This is a genomic window from Phreatobacter sp. (genome assembly GCF_052440005.1).
In the GTDB taxonomy this organism is placed as follows: Bacteria; Pseudomonadota; Alphaproteobacteria; order Rhizobiales; family Phreatobacteraceae; genus Phreatobacter.
Genome location: NZ_JBQVQL010000042.1, coordinates 1 through 19,119 on the forward strand (window position 1 = coordinate 1; position 19,119 = coordinate 19,119).

Consider the following 19,119-nt stretch of genomic DNA (forward strand, 5'->3'; position numbering starts at 1 on the left):
CCGCCGCACGCCGCCTGCGGAGCCCATCGTGGTGGACGCGCCTGCCGCGACCGCCGTCGCCGCCCCGGCACCGGCGCCCGAGCCGGAACCCGCCGTTGCGGCGGAGCCGGTAAAGCGTCGCAGGACGCCCGATCCGGAGCCGGTGGAGACGATCCAGCCGGCCGCTGCCACGGCCCGTCGTGCGGGCTGGTGGAACCGCAAGGGCGCCGAGTAAGGCAAACCCGCAGACCAGCGAACAAACGAACGGCCGGGGCAACCCGGCCGTTTTCGTTTGAGCGACCGCGATTCGCCGCGGGCCCGATTCGCCTGCGATTCGAAAGGGCTGCAGGAGGCGACACGACCTAGGGGAAGGCACCGCGCCGGCCCTCACCCCTGGTGAACGAAGCGGCAACGGCGCCTGCGCCTGTCACGCATTTGCCACATGACGGAATGGTGGCTCTGGGGACAGGCGGCCAACTTCGCGCTTGCATCGCAAGGAATCGCGGCCCCGCCCGGACAGCCTCGAAAATCCGCTTGCCGAATCTCCCCGCGATTTCCGAGACTTGCTTCGGGTCGAGCGCGCTCCCTGGAAAATTCCTCCCATCCACACCATATTTAGGGCCTCGTTTACCGGTGCCCACTATATCTTGACGACGTCAGTGCCTGCCGCCTAGGTTGCCCTCGGTTCGGCGGATTGTTTCAAGTCTCTGCCGGGCCTTCCCCAGACGGTTTTGAAGGTTGCTGACGCCGTAGCGTGTCGGAGCTGGAAAAGTGTCTCCGTAACCGATGGACGGTGCCCGCCCCGGCGGAACATCTCCAGCGGCCGGCGGAGTGACGACCGGGGCCGTGCGACAGGGCGCGGAGCGAATTTCAACGAGCCGGCCCCCCTCCCCTGTGGAGAGCGGGAACAAGCCGGCCGAGGCGACAGACGGGGCCCGGATAACCCGGGTGGGGCAGGTCCGGCTCGCTGGACCCAATGACGGCGCGGGAGCACACTCCCGGCCTGAGACGAGGATCGACAGATGCGCATCGACAGGCGTTACACCACGGCCGGACAGTCCGCCTATGCGGGGATCGCCTTCCGCAAGGCGACGTCGGAAATCCGCAATCCGGACGGCTCCATCGTCTTCCGCCTGGAAGGCATCGAGGTGCCGGAGACGTGGAGCCAGGTCGCCGCCGACATCCTCGCGCAGAAATATTTCCGCAAGGCCGGCGTTCCCGCGCGCCTGAAGAAGGTCGAGGAGAATTCCGTTCCCTCGTGGCTGTGGCGCTCGGCGCCCGACGAGAAGGCGCTGAAGGAGCTGCCCGAGAAGGAGCGCTGGGTGGGTGAGACCACCTCGCAGCAGGTCTTCGACCGCCTCGCCGGCACCTGGACCTACTGGGGCTGGAAGGGTGGCTATTTCGACCAGGAGGCCGACGCCCAGGCCTTCTTCGACGAGCTGCGCTTCATGCTGGCCCGCCAGATGGTGGCGCCGAACTCGCCGCAGTGGTTCAACACCGGCCTGCACTGGGCCTATGGCATCGACGGCCCCGGCCAGGGCCACTACTACGTCGACTTCGAGACCGGCAAGCTGACCAAGTCGAAGTCGGCCTATGAGCACCCGCAGCCGCACGCCTGCTTCATCCAGTCGGTTGCCGACGACCTCGTCAACGAGGGCGGCATCATGGACCTGTGGGTGCGCGAGGCGCGCCTGTTCAAGTATGGCTCGGGCACCGGCTCGAACTTCTCCTACCTGCGCGGCGAGGGCGAGAAGCTCGCCGGCGGCGGCCGCTCCTCCGGCCTGATGAGCTTCCTGAAGATCGGCGACCGCGCCGCCGGCGCCATCAAGTCGGGCGGCACGACGCGCCGCGCCGCCAAGATGGTGGTGGTCGACGCCGACCATCCGGACATCGAGGCCTATATCGACTGGAAGGTGATCGAGGAGCAGAAGGTCGCCTCGCTGGTGACCGGCTCGAAGATCGTCGCCAAGCACCTCAAGGCCATCATGAAGGCCTGCATCAACTGCGACGGCGACGGCGACGCCTGCTTCGACCCGAACCAGAACCCGGCGCTGAAGCGCGAGGTGAAGGCGGCCCGCAAGGCCATGGTGCCCGACAACTACATCAAGCGGGTCATCCAGTTCGCCCGCCAGGGCTACAAGGACATCGAGTTCCCGACCTACGACACCGACTGGGATTCCGACGCCTACCTGACGGTGGCCGGCCAAAACTCCAACAACTCCGTCTCGCTGAAGGACGACTTCCTGCAGGCGGTGGAGAAGGACGGTGACTGGAACCTCACCGCCCGCATCTCCGGCAAGGTGATGAAGACGCTGAAGGCGCGCGACCTGTGGGAGAAGATCGGCCACGCCGCCTGGGCCTCGGCCGATCCGGGCCTGCACTTCAACACGACCATGAACGACTGGCACACGTGCCCCGCCGCCGGCCCGATCCGCGCGTCGAACCCGTGCTCGGAGTACATGTTCCTCGACGACACGGCCTGCAACCTCGCCTCGGCAAACCTGCTGCAGTTCTACGATCCGAAGGCCAAGCAGTTCGACATCGCCGGCTACGAGCACCTGTGCCGGCTGTGGACGGTCGTGCTGGAAATCTCCGTGCTGATGGCGCAGTTCCCCTCGCGCCAGATCGCCGAGCTCTCCTACGAGTACCGCACCCTCGGCCTCGGCTACGCCAATATCGGCGGCCTGCTGATGACCATGGGCATCCCCTATGATTCCGACGAGGGCCGCTCGCTGGCCGGCGTGCTCACCGCGGTCATGACCGGCGTCTCCTACAAGACCTCGGCAGAGATGGCGGGCGAGCTCGGGCCCTTCCCCGGCTACCAGCCGAACCGCGAGCACATGCTGCGCGTCATCCGCAACCATCGCCGCGCCGCCCACGGCGAGGCCTCGGGCTACGAGGCGCTGTCGGTGAACCCGGTGCCGCTCGATCACGCCAACTGCCCGGTGCCGGGCCTCGTCGCCCACGCCACCCGCGCCTGGGACGAGGCGCTCGCCCACGGCGAACCGAACGGCGACCGCAACGCCCAGGTCTCGGTCATCGCGCCCACCGGCACGATCGGCCTCGTCATGGACTGCGACACGACCGGCATCGAGCCCGACTTCGCCCTGGTGAAGTTCAAGAAGCTGGCCGGCGGCGGCTACTTCAAGATCATCAACCAGGCGGTGCCGGAGGCACTGCGTACCCTCGGCTATCGCGAGAGCGAGATCGCCGAGATGGAGGCCTATGCGGTCGGCCACGGAACGCTGGCCCAGGCCCCCGCCATCAACGCCGCGACGCTGCGGGCCAAGGGCTTCACCGACGAGGCGCTGGCCAAGGCCGAGGCGCAGCTGAAGACCGCCTTCGACATCAAGTTCGTCTTCAACAAGTGGACGCTCGGCGAGGATTTCGTGGTCAAGACCCTCGGCATCCCCGCCGAGGAGGTGAACGCGCCCGGCTTCGAGCTGCTCGCCCGCATCGGCTTCTCCAAGAAGGACATCGAGGCGGCCAACGAGCACGTCTGCGGTGCCATGACCCTGGAGGGCGCTCCGTACCTGAAGCTCGAGCACTACGCGGTGTTCGACTGCGCCAACCCCTGCGGCCGCAAGGGCAAGCGCTACCTGTCGGTGGAGAGCCACATCCGCATGATGGCGGCGGCGCAGCCCTTCATCTCGGGCGCCATCTCCAAGACGATCAACATGCCGAACGAGGCGACCGTCGAGGACTGCAAGAGCGCCTACATGCTCTCATGGAAGCTGGCGCTGAAGGCCAACGCGCTCTACCGCGACGGCTCCAAGCTCTCGCAGCCGCTGAACGCCCAGCTCATCGAGGACGACGAGGACGAGGACGGCGTCGAGGAGCTGATGGAGAAGCCGCAGACCGCCCGCGCCGCCGCTCTCGCCGAGCGGATCGTGGAGAAGGTGGTGGAGCGCGTGCAGGTGATCCGGGAGCGCGAGCGCATGCCGGACCGTCGCAAGGGCTACACCCAGAAGGCGGTGGTCGGCGGCCACAAGGTCTACCTGCGCACCGGCGAATATGACGACGGCCGCATCGGCGAGATCTTCATCGACATGCACAAGGAGGGCGCGGCGCTGCGCTCTCTCCTCAACAACTTCGCCATCGCCATCTCGCTGGGCCTCCAGTACGGCGTGCCGCTGGACGAGTATGTCGAGGCCTTCACGTTCACCCGCTTCGAGCCCGCCGGCCCGGTGCAGGGCAACGACACGATCAAGTACGCCACCTCCATCCTCGACTACGTGTTCCGCGAGCTGGCCGTGAGCTATCTCGGCCGCGCCGATCTCGGCCACGTCGATCCCGGCGAGAGCCGCTACGACGCGCTCGGCACCGGCGCGACGGAGGGGGCGAAGAGCGTGCTCTCCAAGGGCCTGGTGCGCGGCAAGACCGACAAGTTCACCGTGGTGGCCGGCCAGAGCGGCCAGCCGACCCCGGGCTCGCTGTCGAGCGACGGGCGCACGGGCACGGTGGTGACCATGGCCCGCGGCCCCGCCACCATCGGTGCCACGGCGCTGAAGGAGGAAGTGGCAGCCGCCGTCTCCCCGGCCCTCACCGCGCTGTTCGACCAGGCGGAGGCAGCGCGCGAGACCAAGGCCGAACGGTCGACGGCCGACCGGCGGGCGGAAGCCAAGCTCCGCGGCTATGTGGGCGACGCCTGCCCGGAATGCTCGAACTTCACGCTGGTGCGCAACGGCACCTGCCTGAAGTGCGACACCTGCGGCAGCACGACCGGGTGCTCGTGAGACGTGCGGTCCGTGTTGTGTGTGAAGCGACTTCTAACTTGGCACCAAAAGCCGGGTGAGCGTGGCGCAATCCACCCATAACGTGACATTTGACCCTGAAGGCCCCGCCGAGTGGCGGGGCCTTCGTCATTTCAAGGGGCAAGTTGGGAGCGCTAGCGAGCCGACGATGAGAGCGAGCTGAGGCACTAAAATCGAACGACATGCCGCTGGCGATCGTCGCGAATGTCGACACAGCCTCCCCGCAGCTCCTGCATGTCCACGCCGATCACCTCGACCGGCCGATCATGCTCACCAACGGCTCCAAGGCGAATGTCTGGGAGGCCGTCTACCGGCCCTTCGGCGAGGTCCATGCCATGACCGGCACAGCCACCCAGAACCTGCGGTGCGGGTGGAAAGCCGTGGAACCCGCTGGGATGGCCCCCAGGGTGTCCGCTTTCGACACGGCGCCCAAGGTCTGCAATTGAGGCGCGAAGCAGTCCCGCTGGCCGCTCTACCGCCAACGGCGCCGGGAGCCCCGCACACCAGGCGCAAGGACCTTGCAGACGATCAGGCCAGCAGCCTCACAGCGCAGGCGCGTGAAGGCTGCGAAGGTCCCGATGAGGCGCGAGCGGGGACCCGGTCTTTGCCTGCAACTCATCCAGAGACATGCCCGCGACAATCTCCGAGACCACGAACCCCTCGCTGGTCACGTCGATCACCGCGAGATCGGTGAACACGCGGCGCACCACGCCGATCCCGGTGAGGGGATAGCTGCAGGCATCCAGCAGCTTGGGTTCGCCGGTTCGCGTCGTATGCTCGGTGATGATGTAGATGTCGCGGGCGCCGACGACGAGATCCATGGCCCCGCCGACAGCTGGAACCGAATTGTCGCCCGTGCTCCAGTTGGCGAGGTCACCTTGCGCCGAGACCTGGAAGGCGCCGAGGATCGCCAGATCGATGTGCTTGCCTCGGATCATCGAAAAGCTCGTCGCATGGTCGAAGATGGCGGCGCCGGGCAGCAGCGACACTGGCTTCTTGCCGGCGTTGATGAGGTCGAAGTCGACCAGGCCCTTCGCAGGCGCCTCGCCAAAGCCGAGAATGCCGTTTTCGGTGTGATAGGTCACGCGCCGGCCCTGGGGAACGAAATCGGCGCAGAGTTCCGGAATTCCGATGCCGAGGTTCACATAGCTGCCGTCGGCGATGTCCTGGGCGGCGCGCCAGGCCATCTGACGGCGCGTCAATCGTGCCACCGTGTCGGTCATGGATAGCGCACTCCCTTTGCCACGAGATCCTCTTCCTGGCTTGGATGGGCCACATGGACGAGCCGATCGACGAAGATCCCCGGTGTCACGACGACTTCGGGGTCGATCGCTCCCGCATCGACGATCTCGCTGGCCTGCACGATGGACATCGCGGCTGCGGCACACATGATCGGTCCGAAATTGCGAGCTGACATGCTGAAGGTCAGGTTCCCGGCCTGGTCGGCCCGGGCAGCCTTCACCAGCGCGATGTCGGCGTGAAGAGCGTGTTCCATGATGTAGGTCCGGCCGCCGAACTCGCGTGCTTCCTTGCCGGCCGCGAGCGGGGTGCCGAAGCCGGTCGGCGTGAAGAATGCCGGGACGCCTGCACCGGCCGCGCGGATGCGTTCGGCGAGGGTGCCCTGCGGGACCACTTCGAGTTCGATCTCGCCCATCTCGTAAAGCTCGCGGAAGGCGCTGGAATCGGAAGACCGCGGAAACGAGCAGATCATTTTCCGGACCCGCTTCTCGCGGATGAGGGCGGCGAGGCCGACCTGACCGTTCCCCGCATTGTTGTTCACCACCACCAGGTCGCGCTTGCCGGTATCGATGAGGCCGTGAACGAGCTCGACCGGCGATCCTGCGCCGCCGAATCCGCCGATCATGACGGTCATGCCGTCCTCGACGACCGACAGCGCGTCGGCGATGGAGAGCACCGGCTTCAGTACTCCGGCATAGGCTGCGCTTGTCATCAATCTGGGATCCACTTTCCCGGGGGGCTGGCGACATACTGCCGAATTCGACGCGAACCCGGACCTGAGAACCGGCTGGCAATTGGAGCGGTTCCCGGGATTGCCGGAGCCACCCGCGGCAGTCTCGCGTTACGCTGGCAGGAAATGTTCACCATTCGGTCAATGGTTGTCCAGCGCCGCGCCGCCGCCCGCTGGGGCTGCTCGACTGTTGTCTGTCAATCAGTTGAGAATCCTGAGCGCAGGCAAGCCGGCGGGCCTCTGCGCCAAAGCAGCTGCGGCCCCTTCCCTCGAGACGCGCGTTCGCCGGACGTCGAGGCTCGTGAGCTTCGGCTGAGTTACCAAAGCGGCAAGGGCAGCGTCGGTCAATGCCCCATTGCCGGACAGGTTGATGGTGACGGCTTCGTGAAATATCAGGCCACTGAAGGCGGAATCAGTCAGCGCACCGCCCAGCAGAACCAGATTTCGCAAGTTCGGTATGGTCGCCATATGCCTGACGGCGGCGTCGGTAACCTTGGTTTTGCTCAAATAGACAGTCGACAGATTTGGTTGCAGGGAAAGGCTTTCTGCAAAAACGTCGGCGAGCGGGGAATCATACACAGAGATGGAATGAAGCGCAGGAAGTGGTGGAAGCGCAGCGTCGGTCAGCTGAGGCCCGCCGAGCGTGATCGTCGCGAGGCCGCTGAGCTCTCCGAGCGTTGCCATTGCGGCTGGCGTGAGGCGGGTGCCGTCCAGGACGAGTGTCGTCAGGCCCTTGAGTCCTCGCAGATGAGCGATCCCCTGGTCCGTCACGTTGGTTGCGCTGAGGTTCAGGGCGCGCAGCCCGCTGATCGCGCCGATATGCACCAGCGCGTCGTCATCGATCGACCCGTGGGCAATCAATTCGAGCTCCGTCAGCTTCTGCAGGTTCGCGAGGAAGGAAAAGTCGGCGATCGGCGCCCGCGATCTGTTCAGCGACAATCGTTCAAGACCGCTTGCGCGCGCGAGCGGCGCAAGGCCTCTCGGCGAAAACCCCGTGGCGGCACCGAGCCGGAGATGACGCAGTCTCGGGAATGCAGCGATCGCTGCGATGCTTTCCTCATTGAGGTTGGGTCTGCCACCGAACGAAAGGCTGGTCAGTGCCGGGGCTGCAGAGAGAGCCGCGATCTGCTCCTGCGTTACGCTCTCGTGGAGAGTGACCGAAGTGAGCCCTTGCATGGCCGCAAGCATCGTCATGTCGGCCACTGTGACGTCTCTTTGCCGCAGCTCGATCGTGGCAGCCCGTGCGGTCGCGACGCGCTCCGGCGTCGCATCCGCGGAGTCGAGCTTGATGCCGATGGCACGAAAACGTTCGGCAGTGGCTGCTGCATCGCGTGCGGAAACCGGCAGACTTGTCACAAGAGCCGTGACGAGGGTGGCTATCGAAAGCAGGAGACGGTAGCGCCTCATCGGGGACCTCTCGTGAGACTCACATTGAAACGGCAAGGGCTTTCTGGAGACGTCCTGGCTTAGGTTGCGCGCTGGCGTCAGGCGACGAGAGCGATGCCGAGCGGGCGCCGGACTTGCCGAAGAGGAGCTTGCGGACGGGTTTGGCATCGGAACCCGATCGCAGCCCTTGCATGGGCGCTCTGGCTATTTCGGCGTGACCTTCTGCGCGACGCCCATCACCTGGATGACCCTCACGCGACCGCTCGTCCACTGTTCCATATTGACCCTTGGCTCATCATCCGGGGTTCCGGGAAGCCGCGGGATCCCGCTGTTCGAGGTAATTCGCATAGTTACTTCACCGCTGAACTCGGCGTTGTCGACCATCGTGGATTCGGTCAGCCGCCCAGCAGGATCGCGGTTCGTCACAGAGGTGCGTCCGCACGTCGCGTTAAGTCCCTCCAGACGCGGGTCCCGCCCGCACCCTTCACCCCTGATCGTGATGGTCCTGCGGAGGCCGAACGTGTTGGCCTCGATCAGATCCTTGAGCGCCTGGCTGCTGCCGGCGTCGACGGCGAAGCGACCGAAAAACCGGTTCGTCGAACTTCCGTCACGGCAGAGGCACTGGACAGTCAAGGGTTCCGGATCATTCGCCCGGACTTTCTGAGGCAAGACGCCGAGCGCGGCCGTGCACAGCGCCAGTGTAACGCTCAGGCGGCCAATGCGCATGGGGTTCTCGCCGAGTTCGAGCCAAACGGGTGACAGCAGCCAAAAGGGCATTACGCAAGGTAAAGATGCCATAGGACCCAGAAGGGATCAACGTCGACGTCTCGGTGCGTCGGTAGGTCTGAAAACGGCGCAGAACGCCCCAGCGGCTCGCCAAGCCGCATGTCCGCTCTTCTGCATCGCCCGTGATTCTGCAATTGAGGCGGGAAGCGGACTTTCCGGATGTCCGTTCTGAACAGGTTTGGATCTACGCCATCCGAAGTCCTGACAGCCTAAGGGCCATTGGCGCACGAGAACCTGCAAGGCCAAGGACGCCTGCCCTGGCGCCTATCCGTAACGACGAGCGCCTCCAGACCCGCGAACAGGCGGGAGATCCGGTCGATCGCTGCTGACGGCCGCAGGCCTTCGGCACGTGGTGAGCCGCCATTCGGGAAACGATCTGGTCGGCGATCGGCAATCGTGGTCCCACCACCTCGGCCGGGCGGAGGCCCGGCGGATGAGGGGCGTAATGTCGGCACGGACGTGGGGCGAAGTCGGCGTGCTGGCGATGGCTCGCATGTCCATGGGCGCGCAACTGCAGGTGATCGGCGCGCTCGGTCCGCTGCTCGTGGGCACGCTCGTTGCGGACTGGGCGTCCCTTGGCACGCTCATGGGCGCCTATTCGCTCGCGGGGATCGTCGTCGCTCTGCCCGCGGGCATGATGCTCGCGCGCTTCTCGGTCCGGGCGGTCCTGCTTACGGGCGTGGGGCTGATGGGTCTGGGCGGCATCCTTTTGGCCACTGCGCCGGATTTCACCATGGCGCTCCTGGGCCGCATCGTGTCGGGTATCGGCGGAACTCTGCTCACGATCACCGGCGCGAAGATGGTGCTGGACCGGTTCAGCGGGCCGACTGTGGCTCTGGCGATGGGCCTTATGCTGATGGCCTGGCCATTCGGGATCGGCATTGCCCTTTTGGTGGCTCCGCTTTTCGGCCTGGATTGGCGGGCCGGGCTGTGGGCCTCGGCACTGTTTTGCTGCCTCGCCTTCCTCCTCGTGCTGCTCACGCTCCGGCCATCTCCACAGGGATCCGCTGCGGCCGCGCGCTATGGCCTCCACCGCCATGAATGGGCGCCTCTCCTCGGCATCGGCCTCGTCTGGGCAGGCTACAATGCGACCTTTGCGGTGGCAGTCGGCTTCGCACCGGCCTTCCTCACAGCGCAGGGCATGACGCCAGGCGAGGCCGGCCTGCTCGCCTCCGTCGTGGGCTTTTCCATCCTGCCGCTGCAGCCGTTCGGCGGCGCTCTGGCGGAACGTTCAGGCCGGCCGATGCTGGTGACGGTTCTGTGTGTCACTGGCATGGTTCTATGCCTCGCCGGCGTATCGCTCGGGGGGCCGGCCTGGCTGCTTCTGCCGCTGTTTGGCGTGCTCGCCGCAGCGCCATCGAGCCTGATCATCGTCTTTGCGGGGAAGGTCCTCTCGCCGGAGACCCGCGCCTTCGGCATGGGCGTGCTCTATTCGCTGTTCTACCTTGGCCTTGCCGCCCTGCCGCCAGTTGCGGGGCTTGCCCGCGACGTCACGGGCTCGGCCGCTGCGCCTCTCCAGGCAGCAGCGGCCGTTCTCGCGCTCTCGATGAGCGGGCTGTGGGTTCACGCGGCGAACTCGCAAGGCAAAATTGCTTGAGCCAAGCCCGTGCCGGCGAGGGCCGGGTTTTCAGCGACCCGAGCTGGCGGACGAACGTCCGCTATCGGAATAGGGGCGCGCATCAGCTTTGGCGGCGCGAAGCGGTCCTTGCCGGATGATCTGATCTGCTACCGGCGGCTCATTGGGTGCCTAGCGGCGAACACCTGCATGCCAGGACAGGCCCCGCTGCCTAGCGCAGGGTCGGATCCAGGCGATCGCGCAGCCAGTCGCCGAGGATCGAGACGGCGAGCGTCGTCAGGACGATGGTCGAGGCCGGCGCCAGCATGATCCACGGCGCACGGGTGATGTATTCGCGGCCATAGCCGACCATGTTGCCGAGGCTGGTCATGGGCGGCTGGACGCCGAGCCCGAGGAAGGACAGGCCGCTCTCCAGCAGGATCACCTCCGGAAAGACGAGGGTCATCGAGACGATCAGGGTCGAGGCGATGTTGGGGAGGATGTGCTTCAGGTAGACCCGCGTCGGCGCCGCACCGAGCTGCGTCACGGCCGAGGCATAACCCTGGGCGCTTGCGGAAATGGCGAGGCCGCGGGCAATGCGCGCATAGCGCTCCCACCCGAAGAGACCCATCAGGCCGATGAGCAGCGGCAGCGACGAGCCGAAGAAGGCGAGCACGGCGAGCGCCATGATGAGGAAGGGCATGCTGGCCTGGAAATCGGCGAGCATGAGCACGACCTGTTCGACGAACCCGCGGAAATAGGCCGCGAGGAAGCCGAGGGTGGTGCCGACCACCGCCGACATGATGCTGGCGCCGAAGGCGATCAGCAGGGAGATGCGGATGGAGACGATGAGCCGCGAGAGCACGTCGCGGCCGAGTTCGTCCGTGCCGAGCCAGTGCAGGTGATGGCCCGGCGCCACCAGCCGGTTGCGCAGGTTCGGCGCGGTGTACGAATAGGGGCTGATCAGGTCGGCGAGCAGCGCCACGGCGACCATTCCCACCAGCCAGGCGATGGCCACCCAGACGAGGGGCGGGATGCCGCCGAGCGCCCGCAGGGTCCTGCGCTGCGGCGCGGCGTCGAGGGTCTGGTCGGTCATGAGGCGCTCCGCGCGCCCGATTGGCGCAGGCGCGGATCGAGGAAGCCGTAGAGGAGGTCCACCACCAGGTTGGAGACCACCATGGTGGCGGCGACCAGCAGCAGGATGCACTGGACCACCGCGAGATCGCGGTTGGACACCGCGACGACCAGCAGGCGGCCGACACCGGGCCAGGAGAAGACGCTCTCCACCACGACGGCACCGGCGATCAGCGAACCGACCATGAAGCCGATGATGGTGACGGTGGGGATGGTGGCGTTGGGCAGGGCATGGCCGATGACGACCCGCTGCCATGGCACGCCCTTGGCGCTGGCCGTGCGCACATAGGGCTGGCCGAGCACCTCCAGCATGGCGCTGCGGGTGAAGCGGGCGAGGACCGCCGCGCCGCCGACGCCGAGCGTGATGATGGGGAGGATGGCGTGGCGCCAGCTGTCCTGGCCCCCCGAAGGCAGCCAGCCGAGCTGGACGGCGAAGACAAGGACGAGGACAAGCCCGAGGACGAAGCTCGGGACGGTGAAGCCGGCGACCGAGAGCAGCATGACCACCCGGTCGGCGAGACTGCCGCGATGGAGCGCGGCAAAGATGCCGGCGGGAATGCCGATGCCGACCTTGAGGAGGAGGGCCGGGATGGTCAGGGCGAGGGTCGCCGGGATGCGTTCGACGACCAGCTCGATGGCGGCGCGCCCGTCACGCATCGAACGGCCGAGCTCGCCCTGGGCGATGGCGCCGAAATAGCTGAAATATTGCTGCCAGAGCGGCTCGTCGAGGCCCCAGGCCTTGCGGAAGGCGGCGATGGCATCGGGCGCGGATTCCGGACCGAGGATGATCAGGGCGGGGTCGCCCGAGAGGCGCAGCACGACGAAGGCGAAGGTCACCACCAGGGCGATGGTGACGAAGGCCCTGAGGAGGCGCAGGGCGAAGAAGCGCAGCATCACGCGGCCTCACGGGTCTGGTGGGCGCCTTCGACCAGATGGCAGGCGACGCGGCGCCCGCCCTCCAGCGTCCGCAGCGCCGGGCTTTCGGAGCGGCAGCGGGCGACGGCGAGGGGGCAGCGCGGGTGAAAGGCGCAGCCGGCGGGGCGCTGGGCAGGGTTCGGCGGCTCGCCGGTCAGCACGATCCGCTCGCTCTTCGCCCCCGGCGCGGGTGCGGCGGAGACGAGGGCGCGGGTGTAGGGATGGCGCGGGGCGGCGAAGAGGTCGTCGGCGTCGCCCTCCTCGACGAAACGGCCGAGATACATGACGGCGACGCGCCGGCTGATCTGCCTGACGACCCTGAGGTCATGGCTGATGAACAGCATGGCGAGGCGGAACTCCTCCTGCAGGTCGACGAGGAGGTTGACCACCTGCGCCTGGATGGAGACGTCGAGGGCCGAGACCGGCTCGTCGCAGACGAGGAACTGCGGCGCGGTCATCAGCGCGCGGGCGAGGACGACGCGCTGGCGCTGGCCGCCGGAGAGCTCGTGCGGATAGCGGCCGGCGAGGTGGGACGAGAGGCCGACGCGGGAGAGCATGGCCAGGGCCTCGCCGGCGCGCGCCTCGCGCATGCCGCGGCCGTGGATGTCGAGCGGCTCGCGCACCTGGTCGAGCACGGTGAGCCGCCGGTCGAGGGCGCCGAGCGGATCCTGGTAGATCATCTGCATGCGCGCGCGGGAGCGGCGCCATTCCGCGGTGAAGGGCGCGGGCATGGGCTGCCCGTCGAAGGTGACGGCGCCCTCGTCCGGGCGTTCCAGGCCGAGCACCATGCGGCCGAGCGTCGACTTGCCCGAGCCGGATTCGCCGACGACGCCGAGCGTCTCGCCGGCACCGATGCGCAGGCTGACGCCGTCGACGGCGCGCACATCGACGCTGGCGCCGAACAGGCCCCGCCGCATCTGGTAGGTCCGCGACAGGGACTTCGCGGTCACGAGGGCGGGGATCATGCGGGCTGGACCTCGATGCCGGACGGAACCGCGGCCGGCAGAACCGGCGCCTGCGTCACGGCATCATCCACCGCGTCCGCCCTGAGGCACGCGACGCGATGGCCCGGCGCCACGGCACCGAGCGCGGGGTCCGCCTCTCCGCAGGAGCGCAGCGCCAGGGCGCAACGCGGCGCGAAGGCGCAGCCGGCCGGCAGGTGCCGCGGGTCGGGCACCACGCCGGGGATGGAGGTCAGCCGCCGGCGCGGCCCTGCGAGGTGCGGAAGCGAACCGATCAGGCCCCGCGCATAGGGATGGCGGGCCGCCTCGAACAGTCTGTCGGCCGCGGCCTCCTCGACGATCCTGCCGGCATACATGACGGCGACGCGGTCGCAGGTCTCGGCGATGACGCCGAGGTCGTGGCTGATGAGCACGAGAGCCATGGAAAACTCGCGCCGCACGGAACGCAGCAGGTCGAGGATCTGGGCCTGGATGGTGACGTCGAGGGCCGTGGTCGGCTCGTCGGCGACGAGGAGGTCCGGCCGGCCGGCCAAAGCCATGGCGATCATGACGCGCTGGTTCTGGCCGCCGGAGAATTCGTGGGGATAGGCGTCGAGCCGGCGGGCAGCATCGGGGATGCCGACGAGGTCGAGGAGCCTCAGCGCCTCCGCCCTCAGGCTCGCCCCGGAGAAGTCGGTGTGGAGCGCCAGCGCCTCGCCGATCTGGCGGCCGACCTTCAGGACCGGATTGAGGGCGCTGGCCGGGTCCTGAAAGATCATGGCGATGCGGCCGCCGCGGACACCGTCGAGGACAGCCGCGGGGGCACCGAGCAGCTCCTGGCCCTCGAGCCTCGCGCTTCCCGTCACGCTCGCTTTCGCAGGCAGGAGGCCGAGGGCTGCGAGCCAGGTGACGGATTTGCCCGAACCGGATTCACCGACGAGACCGACGGCCTCGCCGCGGCCGACCGTCAGGTCGATGCCGCGCAGGGCGGGAACACCGGCGAAGCTGACCCGGAGGCCGGCGAGCTCGACCAGCGGCCCTGAAGCGGGGTGATGGGAGGATGCCATGCCGCGTCAGCCCATATTCGCCGCGCGGAAGTCCATGTACTCGATCGGGTAGGGGTGCCAGGGCACGTCCTTCCGCTTGCCGTAGAACATGGTCAGGTCGTGCAGGACGGTACCGGCGGGGTCCTCGGTGTCGAAGATCTCCAGCATGCGGCGGAAGGCGGCCTTGCGCTCGGTGGTGTCGAGGCTGGAGGCGAGCACGGCCGCTTTCTCGTTGAACTCGGCGTTCGACCATTCCTTGTAGACCCGCTGGGTCGGGCCGTTGGGTCCGAAGAGGCGCACGAGCACGCCGGCGGGATCGTTCCAGAAGATGGTGTTGGACCAGTCGCGGATGCCGCGCCCTTCCGGCGGGTTGATGACGGCTCCCACGTTCTCACGGACCTGCAAGTCGATGGTGAGGCCGACGGCACGCCACATCTCGACGAGGATCTGCGCCGTCTGGAGCTGCAGCGTGTAGTAGTTGGGGAGGATGCGGTAGGGGATGGGCTGGCCGGTATAGCCCGCCGCCTTCACCAGAGCGCGCGCTTTGTCCGGATCGAAGCCCGGGGCCGGATAATCCGGCATGTAGAGGGCGCCATAGGCCGGGTTCTGGTGGCCGGGCGGGATCGTGGTGCGGCCGCCATAGAGGGCGTCGACGATCGCCTTGCGGTCGATGGCGAGGCCGAGGGCCTGCCTGATCCGCACGTCCGCGAGCACCGGATGGTTCTTGTCATAGGCGAGAACGCGGATGTTCTGGATCGGCCCGCCGGCGATCTCGCAGCCGGCCATGGCCTCGACGCTGCGGAAATGGTCGGGCGACAGCTCGGTGATGATGTCCGCCTCACCGGTGGCGAGAGCGTTGAGGCGGCTCGCCAGTTCGGGCACCACCCGGAAGACAAGTTCGCGCACCGTCGGCGCGCCGCCCCAATAGGCATCGTGGGCCTTGAGCAGGAGATGCTGGTCGACCTTGAACTCGGCGACGGCGAAGGGCCCCGTGCCGACAGGTGCCTTCTCCCAGGCCTCGAAGGAAGGCGCGGCGAGGAAGGCGCGCTTCGAGACGATCTGGCCGGCCCAGCCGGCGAGCCGCTGTTCGACCAGCGGATCGGGGGCGCGGGTGACGACGCGAACCTGTCGCGGTCCGATCGCCTCGACGCGCTCGATGGTGCCGAGGAAGGGGCGGCTCAGCGCATGGCCCGGGGCCTTCGGATCGGCGACGCGCTCAGCTCCGAAGGTGAAGGCGACGTCGTCCGCGGTGAAAAGGTCGCCGTTGTGGAAGCGCACGCCCTCGCGCAGGTCGAGCTCGAGCACACGCGGCTCGGTACGCCGCCAGGCGGTGGCGAGGCCGGGCTTCAGTTTCGCGCCGTCGCGATAGTCCACCGTGATGAGGGTGTCGAAGATGTTGTAGGCGGTGCGGAAGAGGACGTTGGAGACCTCGCGGACGGGCTCGAGAACCCGCGGGCTGACCGGCATCGCCACGGTGACCCGGCGCCCGCCTGCCTGCGCACTGGCCGCGCCGCCGAGCGATGCCGCCGCCAGGACGGCGCCGGAGGCCTGAAGGACCGATCGGCGCGAGGGGCGGACTAGAGCATTGGTCATGAAAAGCGATCCTCGTCGATAAGGGAACGGGCCGGCCGGCAGGGTCGGCCGACCCGTCCGGGCAGCGTCAGGCGCCGTAGTTGCCGGGACGGAAGTCCATGGCGAAGGCGGGTGCGGTCTTCCAGCGGATCGCCTTGGGCTTGGCCGTGAAGGTCGCGTTCTGGTGCAGCACCGTGTAGGCGGGGTCCTCGCGCTCGCAGATCTCCAGCATGCGGCGGAAGGACTTGCGGCGCAGGGCCCGGTCGGTGGAGGTCTCCAGCACCTCGCAGAGCTTGTTCATCTCGGCATTGGTCCATTCGCCGATCTGCTGCTGCTGGCCGTTCGGGCCGTGCTGGTTCACCAGCGATGAGACCGGATCGTTGAAGGGCGCCGAGTTGGACCAGTCGCGCACGGCGCGCGCCGGTCCGCGCTCCATGATCTGGCTCCAGTTCTCCACCGTCTGCATCTGCACGTTGAGCCCGACGGAGCGCCACATCTCGGTCAAGATCTGCGACGTGGGGTTCTGGTTCGTGTAGTAGTTGTTCAGCACCCGGTAGATGATCGGGTCGCCCTTGTAGCCGGCCTGGCGCAGGAGATCGCGGGCGACCTTGGGGTCGTAGTCCGGAACCTTCCAGTCCGCGTGGAACATGTCGCCGTAGAACTCCCACTGCAGGCCGGCGGGCACCTTGGTGCGCCCGGCCCAGAGCGAGTCGACGATCGCCTGGCGGTCGATGGCGTGGGTGAAGGCCCGGCGCACCAGCGGATTGGCGAGTTGGGCATTGTTCTTGTCGAAGACGGTGAGGCGGTGGTTCTGGATCGTGCCGCCCTGGACCTCGAAGGCGGCGTTCTTCTCGATCTCGCCGATCTGGTCCGGCGGGATGTCGCAGGCGAACTGGTACTGGCCGGAGAGGAGGCCGGCGACGCGGCTCGCCACTTCCGGCACTTCGACGAAGCGGATCGACCTGACCGGCGGACGGCCCCCCCAGTACTCGTCATGGGCGACGAGGAGCAGCGAGGTGTCGGGACGGAATTCGGCGACCTTGTAGGGGCCGGTGGTGATCGGCTTGCGGGCCCAGTCCAGATAGCTCGCGGCCTCTTCCCAGCCGCGCCGGCTCATGATGTCAGAGCCGTAGCGGGACAGCCGGCCCTCGAGCGTCACGTCCGGCGTCGCGTTGACGAAGCGCACGGTGTAGCGATCGACGGCGTCGACGCGCAGCAGGTCGGGCCAGATGCGGCGGGCGGCCGCTGGAATCTCACCCGGCAGTTCCTTGCCCGGGCGCGGCGCCGGGATGTTCTCGAAGGCCTTCAGGGTCGAGCGGTTCTTGGCTTCGGTGTTGCCGAACATGCGCTCGCGCGAGAAGGTGAAGACCACGTCCTCGGCGGTCATCTCGTCGCCGTTGTGGAACTTGACGCCCTGGCGCAGCTTCAGTTCGACGGTCTGGTCGTCAATCCGGCGCCATTCGGTGGCGAGGCCCGGCTGCGGGGCGAGATTGCCGAGCCAGTCGCGGCCGATCAGGGCCTCCCACAGGGAGGTGAAGAAGATCCGCTCGCCGACGTTGGACTGCTCGCGCAGCACGTCGAGGACGTTGGAATTGACGATCTTCTGCACCGCGATGGTGATGGCGGGGCGGCTGTCGGACTGGGCCAGGGCGAAGCGCGGCACCAGCGGGGCGGCGAGAGCGGCGCCGCCGAGCAGCAGAACGGAACGTCGGGTGGAGGGGATCAGCATGGTCGCCATGTCCTCGTTGTGCGGGGCTGCGTCCGGCCGGGGCTCTGCTCGCCGGCCGTTCGCCTGCGAACTTGTCTAGACTTCCCCGATAACCGTCCCGTGACCCGACGATGACCCCGCCGTGACAGTACGGCGGGGCCATGGCTCGAGGTGTCAGACGGCGAGGCCGAGGCCGATCAGATGGTCCGCGCCCGCGCGCAGGCGCTCCTTGTCGCGCACCTCGAGGATGAGGCGCGGATTGCTGGCGAGCGTGCCCAGGGCGCGGAAGAGCTGCGGCCAGGCGATGGTGCCCTCGCCCGGATTCCAGTGGCGGTCGGCATAGCCGTCGGAGTCCTGCAGGTGGACGTGGTGCAGCATGTCGCCGGCGGCCGTGACGTAGTAGTCGACGGGCGGGGCGCCCGTGCTGGTATGGGCGTAGTTGGCGTGGCCGGTGTCGATGGAGACGCGCACAGCAGGGCTGTCGAAGGAGCGGGCGAGCGCGACGCGGTCGGCCGGGTCGCAGTCCTCGATGTTCTCGATGACCAGGACGACGCCCATGTCCTCGGCCCGACGGACGGCCGCCTTGAGCGTGTCATGGGTGCGCTCGACGACCCTGGCGCGGGCGCCGGGATTGTAGTCGAGATTGTTGTAGTCCCAGGTCGTGTAGGGCGAGTGGATGACCATCTGCGTCGCGCCCAGCGCGGCGCAGACGTCGAGACCCTGCTCCATACGGTGGGCGACCAGCTTGCGCACGTCGGGATCGAGGCTGGCGACGGTGAAGCCCCAGAACGGACCATGGATGCCGAGGCGGCCGGTATGGCCGTCGAGTTCCTTGCGGATCGCCTCGGCGAGCGGCGCCCAGTCGCCGTTCAGCACCTCGGCCCAGAAGAAATCCTGGATCTCCAGGTCGCGCTGGCCGTCGACGATCCAGGAGCGGTGAAGGCGCAGGCCGTCGAGCGGCAGGGCGGCGCCGAGTTTGGGCAGGGACATGGCGATGGATCCATTGGCTGGCGGCGCGACGGCCGCGACGCCGACGGGCATCGCCCTGGCAGACGACGGCGGAATGACAATCCGGTCGCCGCAGGCCGCAATGACACCGAAATGCGACACGCCCTTCTGGGCGCCTATATCGCCGCTTTCCGGACGCGACGGAGCCAGCGAAACCGCACCCGACATGTTGATCCGTCATCGGCCGTGATTCCTGGTCGCCTGCCCCACGGGAACCAAGGTTGCGGCACAGGAACGTCTGCTTTCAGCGCCATCCCCGATGTCGGCATCAGAGGCGCGAAGCTGACCCTCCGCGGGCCGCAGCGGCTCACGGATCCCGACCAAACTCGTTGCGATAGTAGGTCTTGAACAGTCGCCAATGCGCAA

Annotated in this window: 14 protein-coding genes and 1 pseudogene; 4 read left to right on the forward strand and 11 right to left on the reverse strand. The window is 67.6% G+C overall.

The features are described 5' to 3' along the window. From ACT6XY_RS11960 to ACT6XY_RS11970, 3 genes and pseudogenes are all read left to right on the forward strand, one after another. A pseudogene (locus ACT6XY_RS11960) lies at positions 1-214 on the forward strand (hypothetical protein); the annotation flags it as partial. A gap of 787 nt (positions 215-1,001) precedes the next feature. Continuing rightward, the gene (locus ACT6XY_RS11965; protein ID WP_444748548.1) at positions 1,002-4,715 is read left to right on the forward strand and encodes a vitamin B12-dependent ribonucleotide reductase; all 3,714 of its coding nucleotides are present in this window, start codon (positions 1,002-1,004) and stop codon (positions 4,713-4,715) included. A 200-nt stretch (positions 4,716-4,915) separates the two neighbouring features. Further along, positions 4,916-5,179 carry a hypothetical protein gene (locus ACT6XY_RS11970; RefSeq protein WP_444748549.1) on the forward strand — a complete coding sequence of 88 codons (264 nt, stop codon included), beginning with the start codon at positions 4,916-4,918 and terminating at the stop codon, positions 5,177-5,179. 96 nt (positions 5,180-5,275) lie between these two features. Here ACT6XY_RS11970 and ACT6XY_RS11975 read toward each other — a convergent pair whose 3' ends face one another. The 4 genes from ACT6XY_RS11975 to ACT6XY_RS11990 all read right to left on the reverse strand — a co-directional run bounded on the left by ACT6XY_RS11975 (position 5,276) and on the right by ACT6XY_RS11990 (position 8,814). After that, a complete protein-coding gene (locus ACT6XY_RS11975; RefSeq protein ID WP_444748550.1) occupies positions 5,276-5,956 on the reverse strand; it encodes a 3-oxoacid CoA-transferase subunit B in 681 nt (226 codons plus the stop codon). Then, positions 5,953-6,684, reverse strand: coding sequence for a 3-oxoacid CoA-transferase subunit A (locus ACT6XY_RS11980; RefSeq protein ID WP_444748551.1), 732 nt, complete (start codon positions 6,682-6,684; stop codon positions 5,953-5,955). The genes ACT6XY_RS11975 and ACT6XY_RS11980 overlap by 4 nt, the downstream gene beginning before the upstream one ends. 219 nt (positions 6,685-6,903) lie before the next feature. Next, positions 6,904-8,109 carry a leucine-rich repeat domain-containing protein gene (locus tag ACT6XY_RS11985; RefSeq protein WP_444748552.1) on the reverse strand — a complete coding sequence of 402 codons (1,206 nt, stop codon included), beginning with the start codon at positions 8,107-8,109 and terminating at the stop codon, positions 6,904-6,906. A gap of 183 nt (positions 8,110-8,292) precedes the next feature. After that, on the reverse strand, positions 8,293-8,814 hold the full coding sequence (locus ACT6XY_RS11990) for a hypothetical protein (RefSeq protein ID WP_444748553.1): 522 nt from the start codon (positions 8,812-8,814) through the stop codon (positions 8,293-8,295). 505 nt (positions 8,815-9,319) lie between these two features. Here ACT6XY_RS11990 and ACT6XY_RS11995 point away from each other — a divergent pair. Next, positions 9,320-10,471, forward strand: coding sequence for an MFS transporter (locus ACT6XY_RS11995; protein ID WP_444748554.1), 1,152 nt, complete (start codon positions 9,320-9,322; stop codon positions 10,469-10,471). 190 nt (positions 10,472-10,661) lie between these two features. On the opposite strand, the gene ACT6XY_RS12000 is transcribed toward ACT6XY_RS11995, so the two are convergent. From ACT6XY_RS12000 to ACT6XY_RS12030, 7 genes are all read right to left on the reverse strand, one after another. Further along, on the reverse strand, positions 10,662-11,525 hold the full coding sequence (locus ACT6XY_RS12000) for an ABC transporter permease (RefSeq protein ID WP_444748555.1): 864 nt from the start codon (positions 11,523-11,525) through the stop codon (positions 10,662-10,664). Next, positions 11,522-12,457, reverse strand: a complete 936-nt coding sequence (locus ACT6XY_RS12005; RefSeq protein WP_444748556.1) for an ABC transporter permease — start codon at positions 12,455-12,457, stop codon at positions 11,522-11,524. Before ACT6XY_RS12005 ends, ACT6XY_RS12000 begins: the two co-directional genes overlap by 4 nt. Then, positions 12,457-13,443 carry an ABC transporter ATP-binding protein gene (locus tag ACT6XY_RS12010; protein WP_444748557.1) on the reverse strand — a complete coding sequence of 329 codons (987 nt, stop codon included), beginning with the start codon at positions 13,441-13,443 and terminating at the stop codon, positions 12,457-12,459. Before ACT6XY_RS12010 ends, ACT6XY_RS12005 begins: the two co-directional genes overlap by 1 nt. Further along, positions 13,440-14,486 (reverse strand): ABC transporter ATP-binding protein, encoded by a 1,047-nt coding sequence (locus tag ACT6XY_RS12015; protein WP_444748558.1) that lies wholly within the window; start codon positions 14,484-14,486, stop codon positions 13,440-13,442. Before ACT6XY_RS12015 ends, ACT6XY_RS12010 begins: the two co-directional genes overlap by 4 nt. 6 nt (positions 14,487-14,492) lie before the next feature. Then, positions 14,493-16,058, reverse strand: coding sequence for an ABC transporter substrate-binding protein (locus ACT6XY_RS12020; RefSeq protein ID WP_444748559.1), 1,566 nt, complete (start codon positions 16,056-16,058; stop codon positions 14,493-14,495). 67 nt (positions 16,059-16,125) lie between these two features. Further along, complete coding sequence (locus ACT6XY_RS12025) at positions 16,126-17,766, reverse strand: ABC transporter substrate-binding protein (RefSeq protein WP_444748575.1); 1,641 nt, start codon at positions 17,764-17,766, stop codon at positions 16,126-16,128. A 153-nt stretch (positions 17,767-17,919) separates the two neighbouring features. Beyond that, on the reverse strand, positions 17,920-18,735 hold the full coding sequence (locus tag ACT6XY_RS12030; protein ID WP_444748560.1) for a sugar phosphate isomerase/epimerase family protein: 816 nt from the start codon (positions 18,733-18,735) through the stop codon (positions 17,920-17,922). Positions 18,736-19,119: the final 384 nt, after the last annotated feature.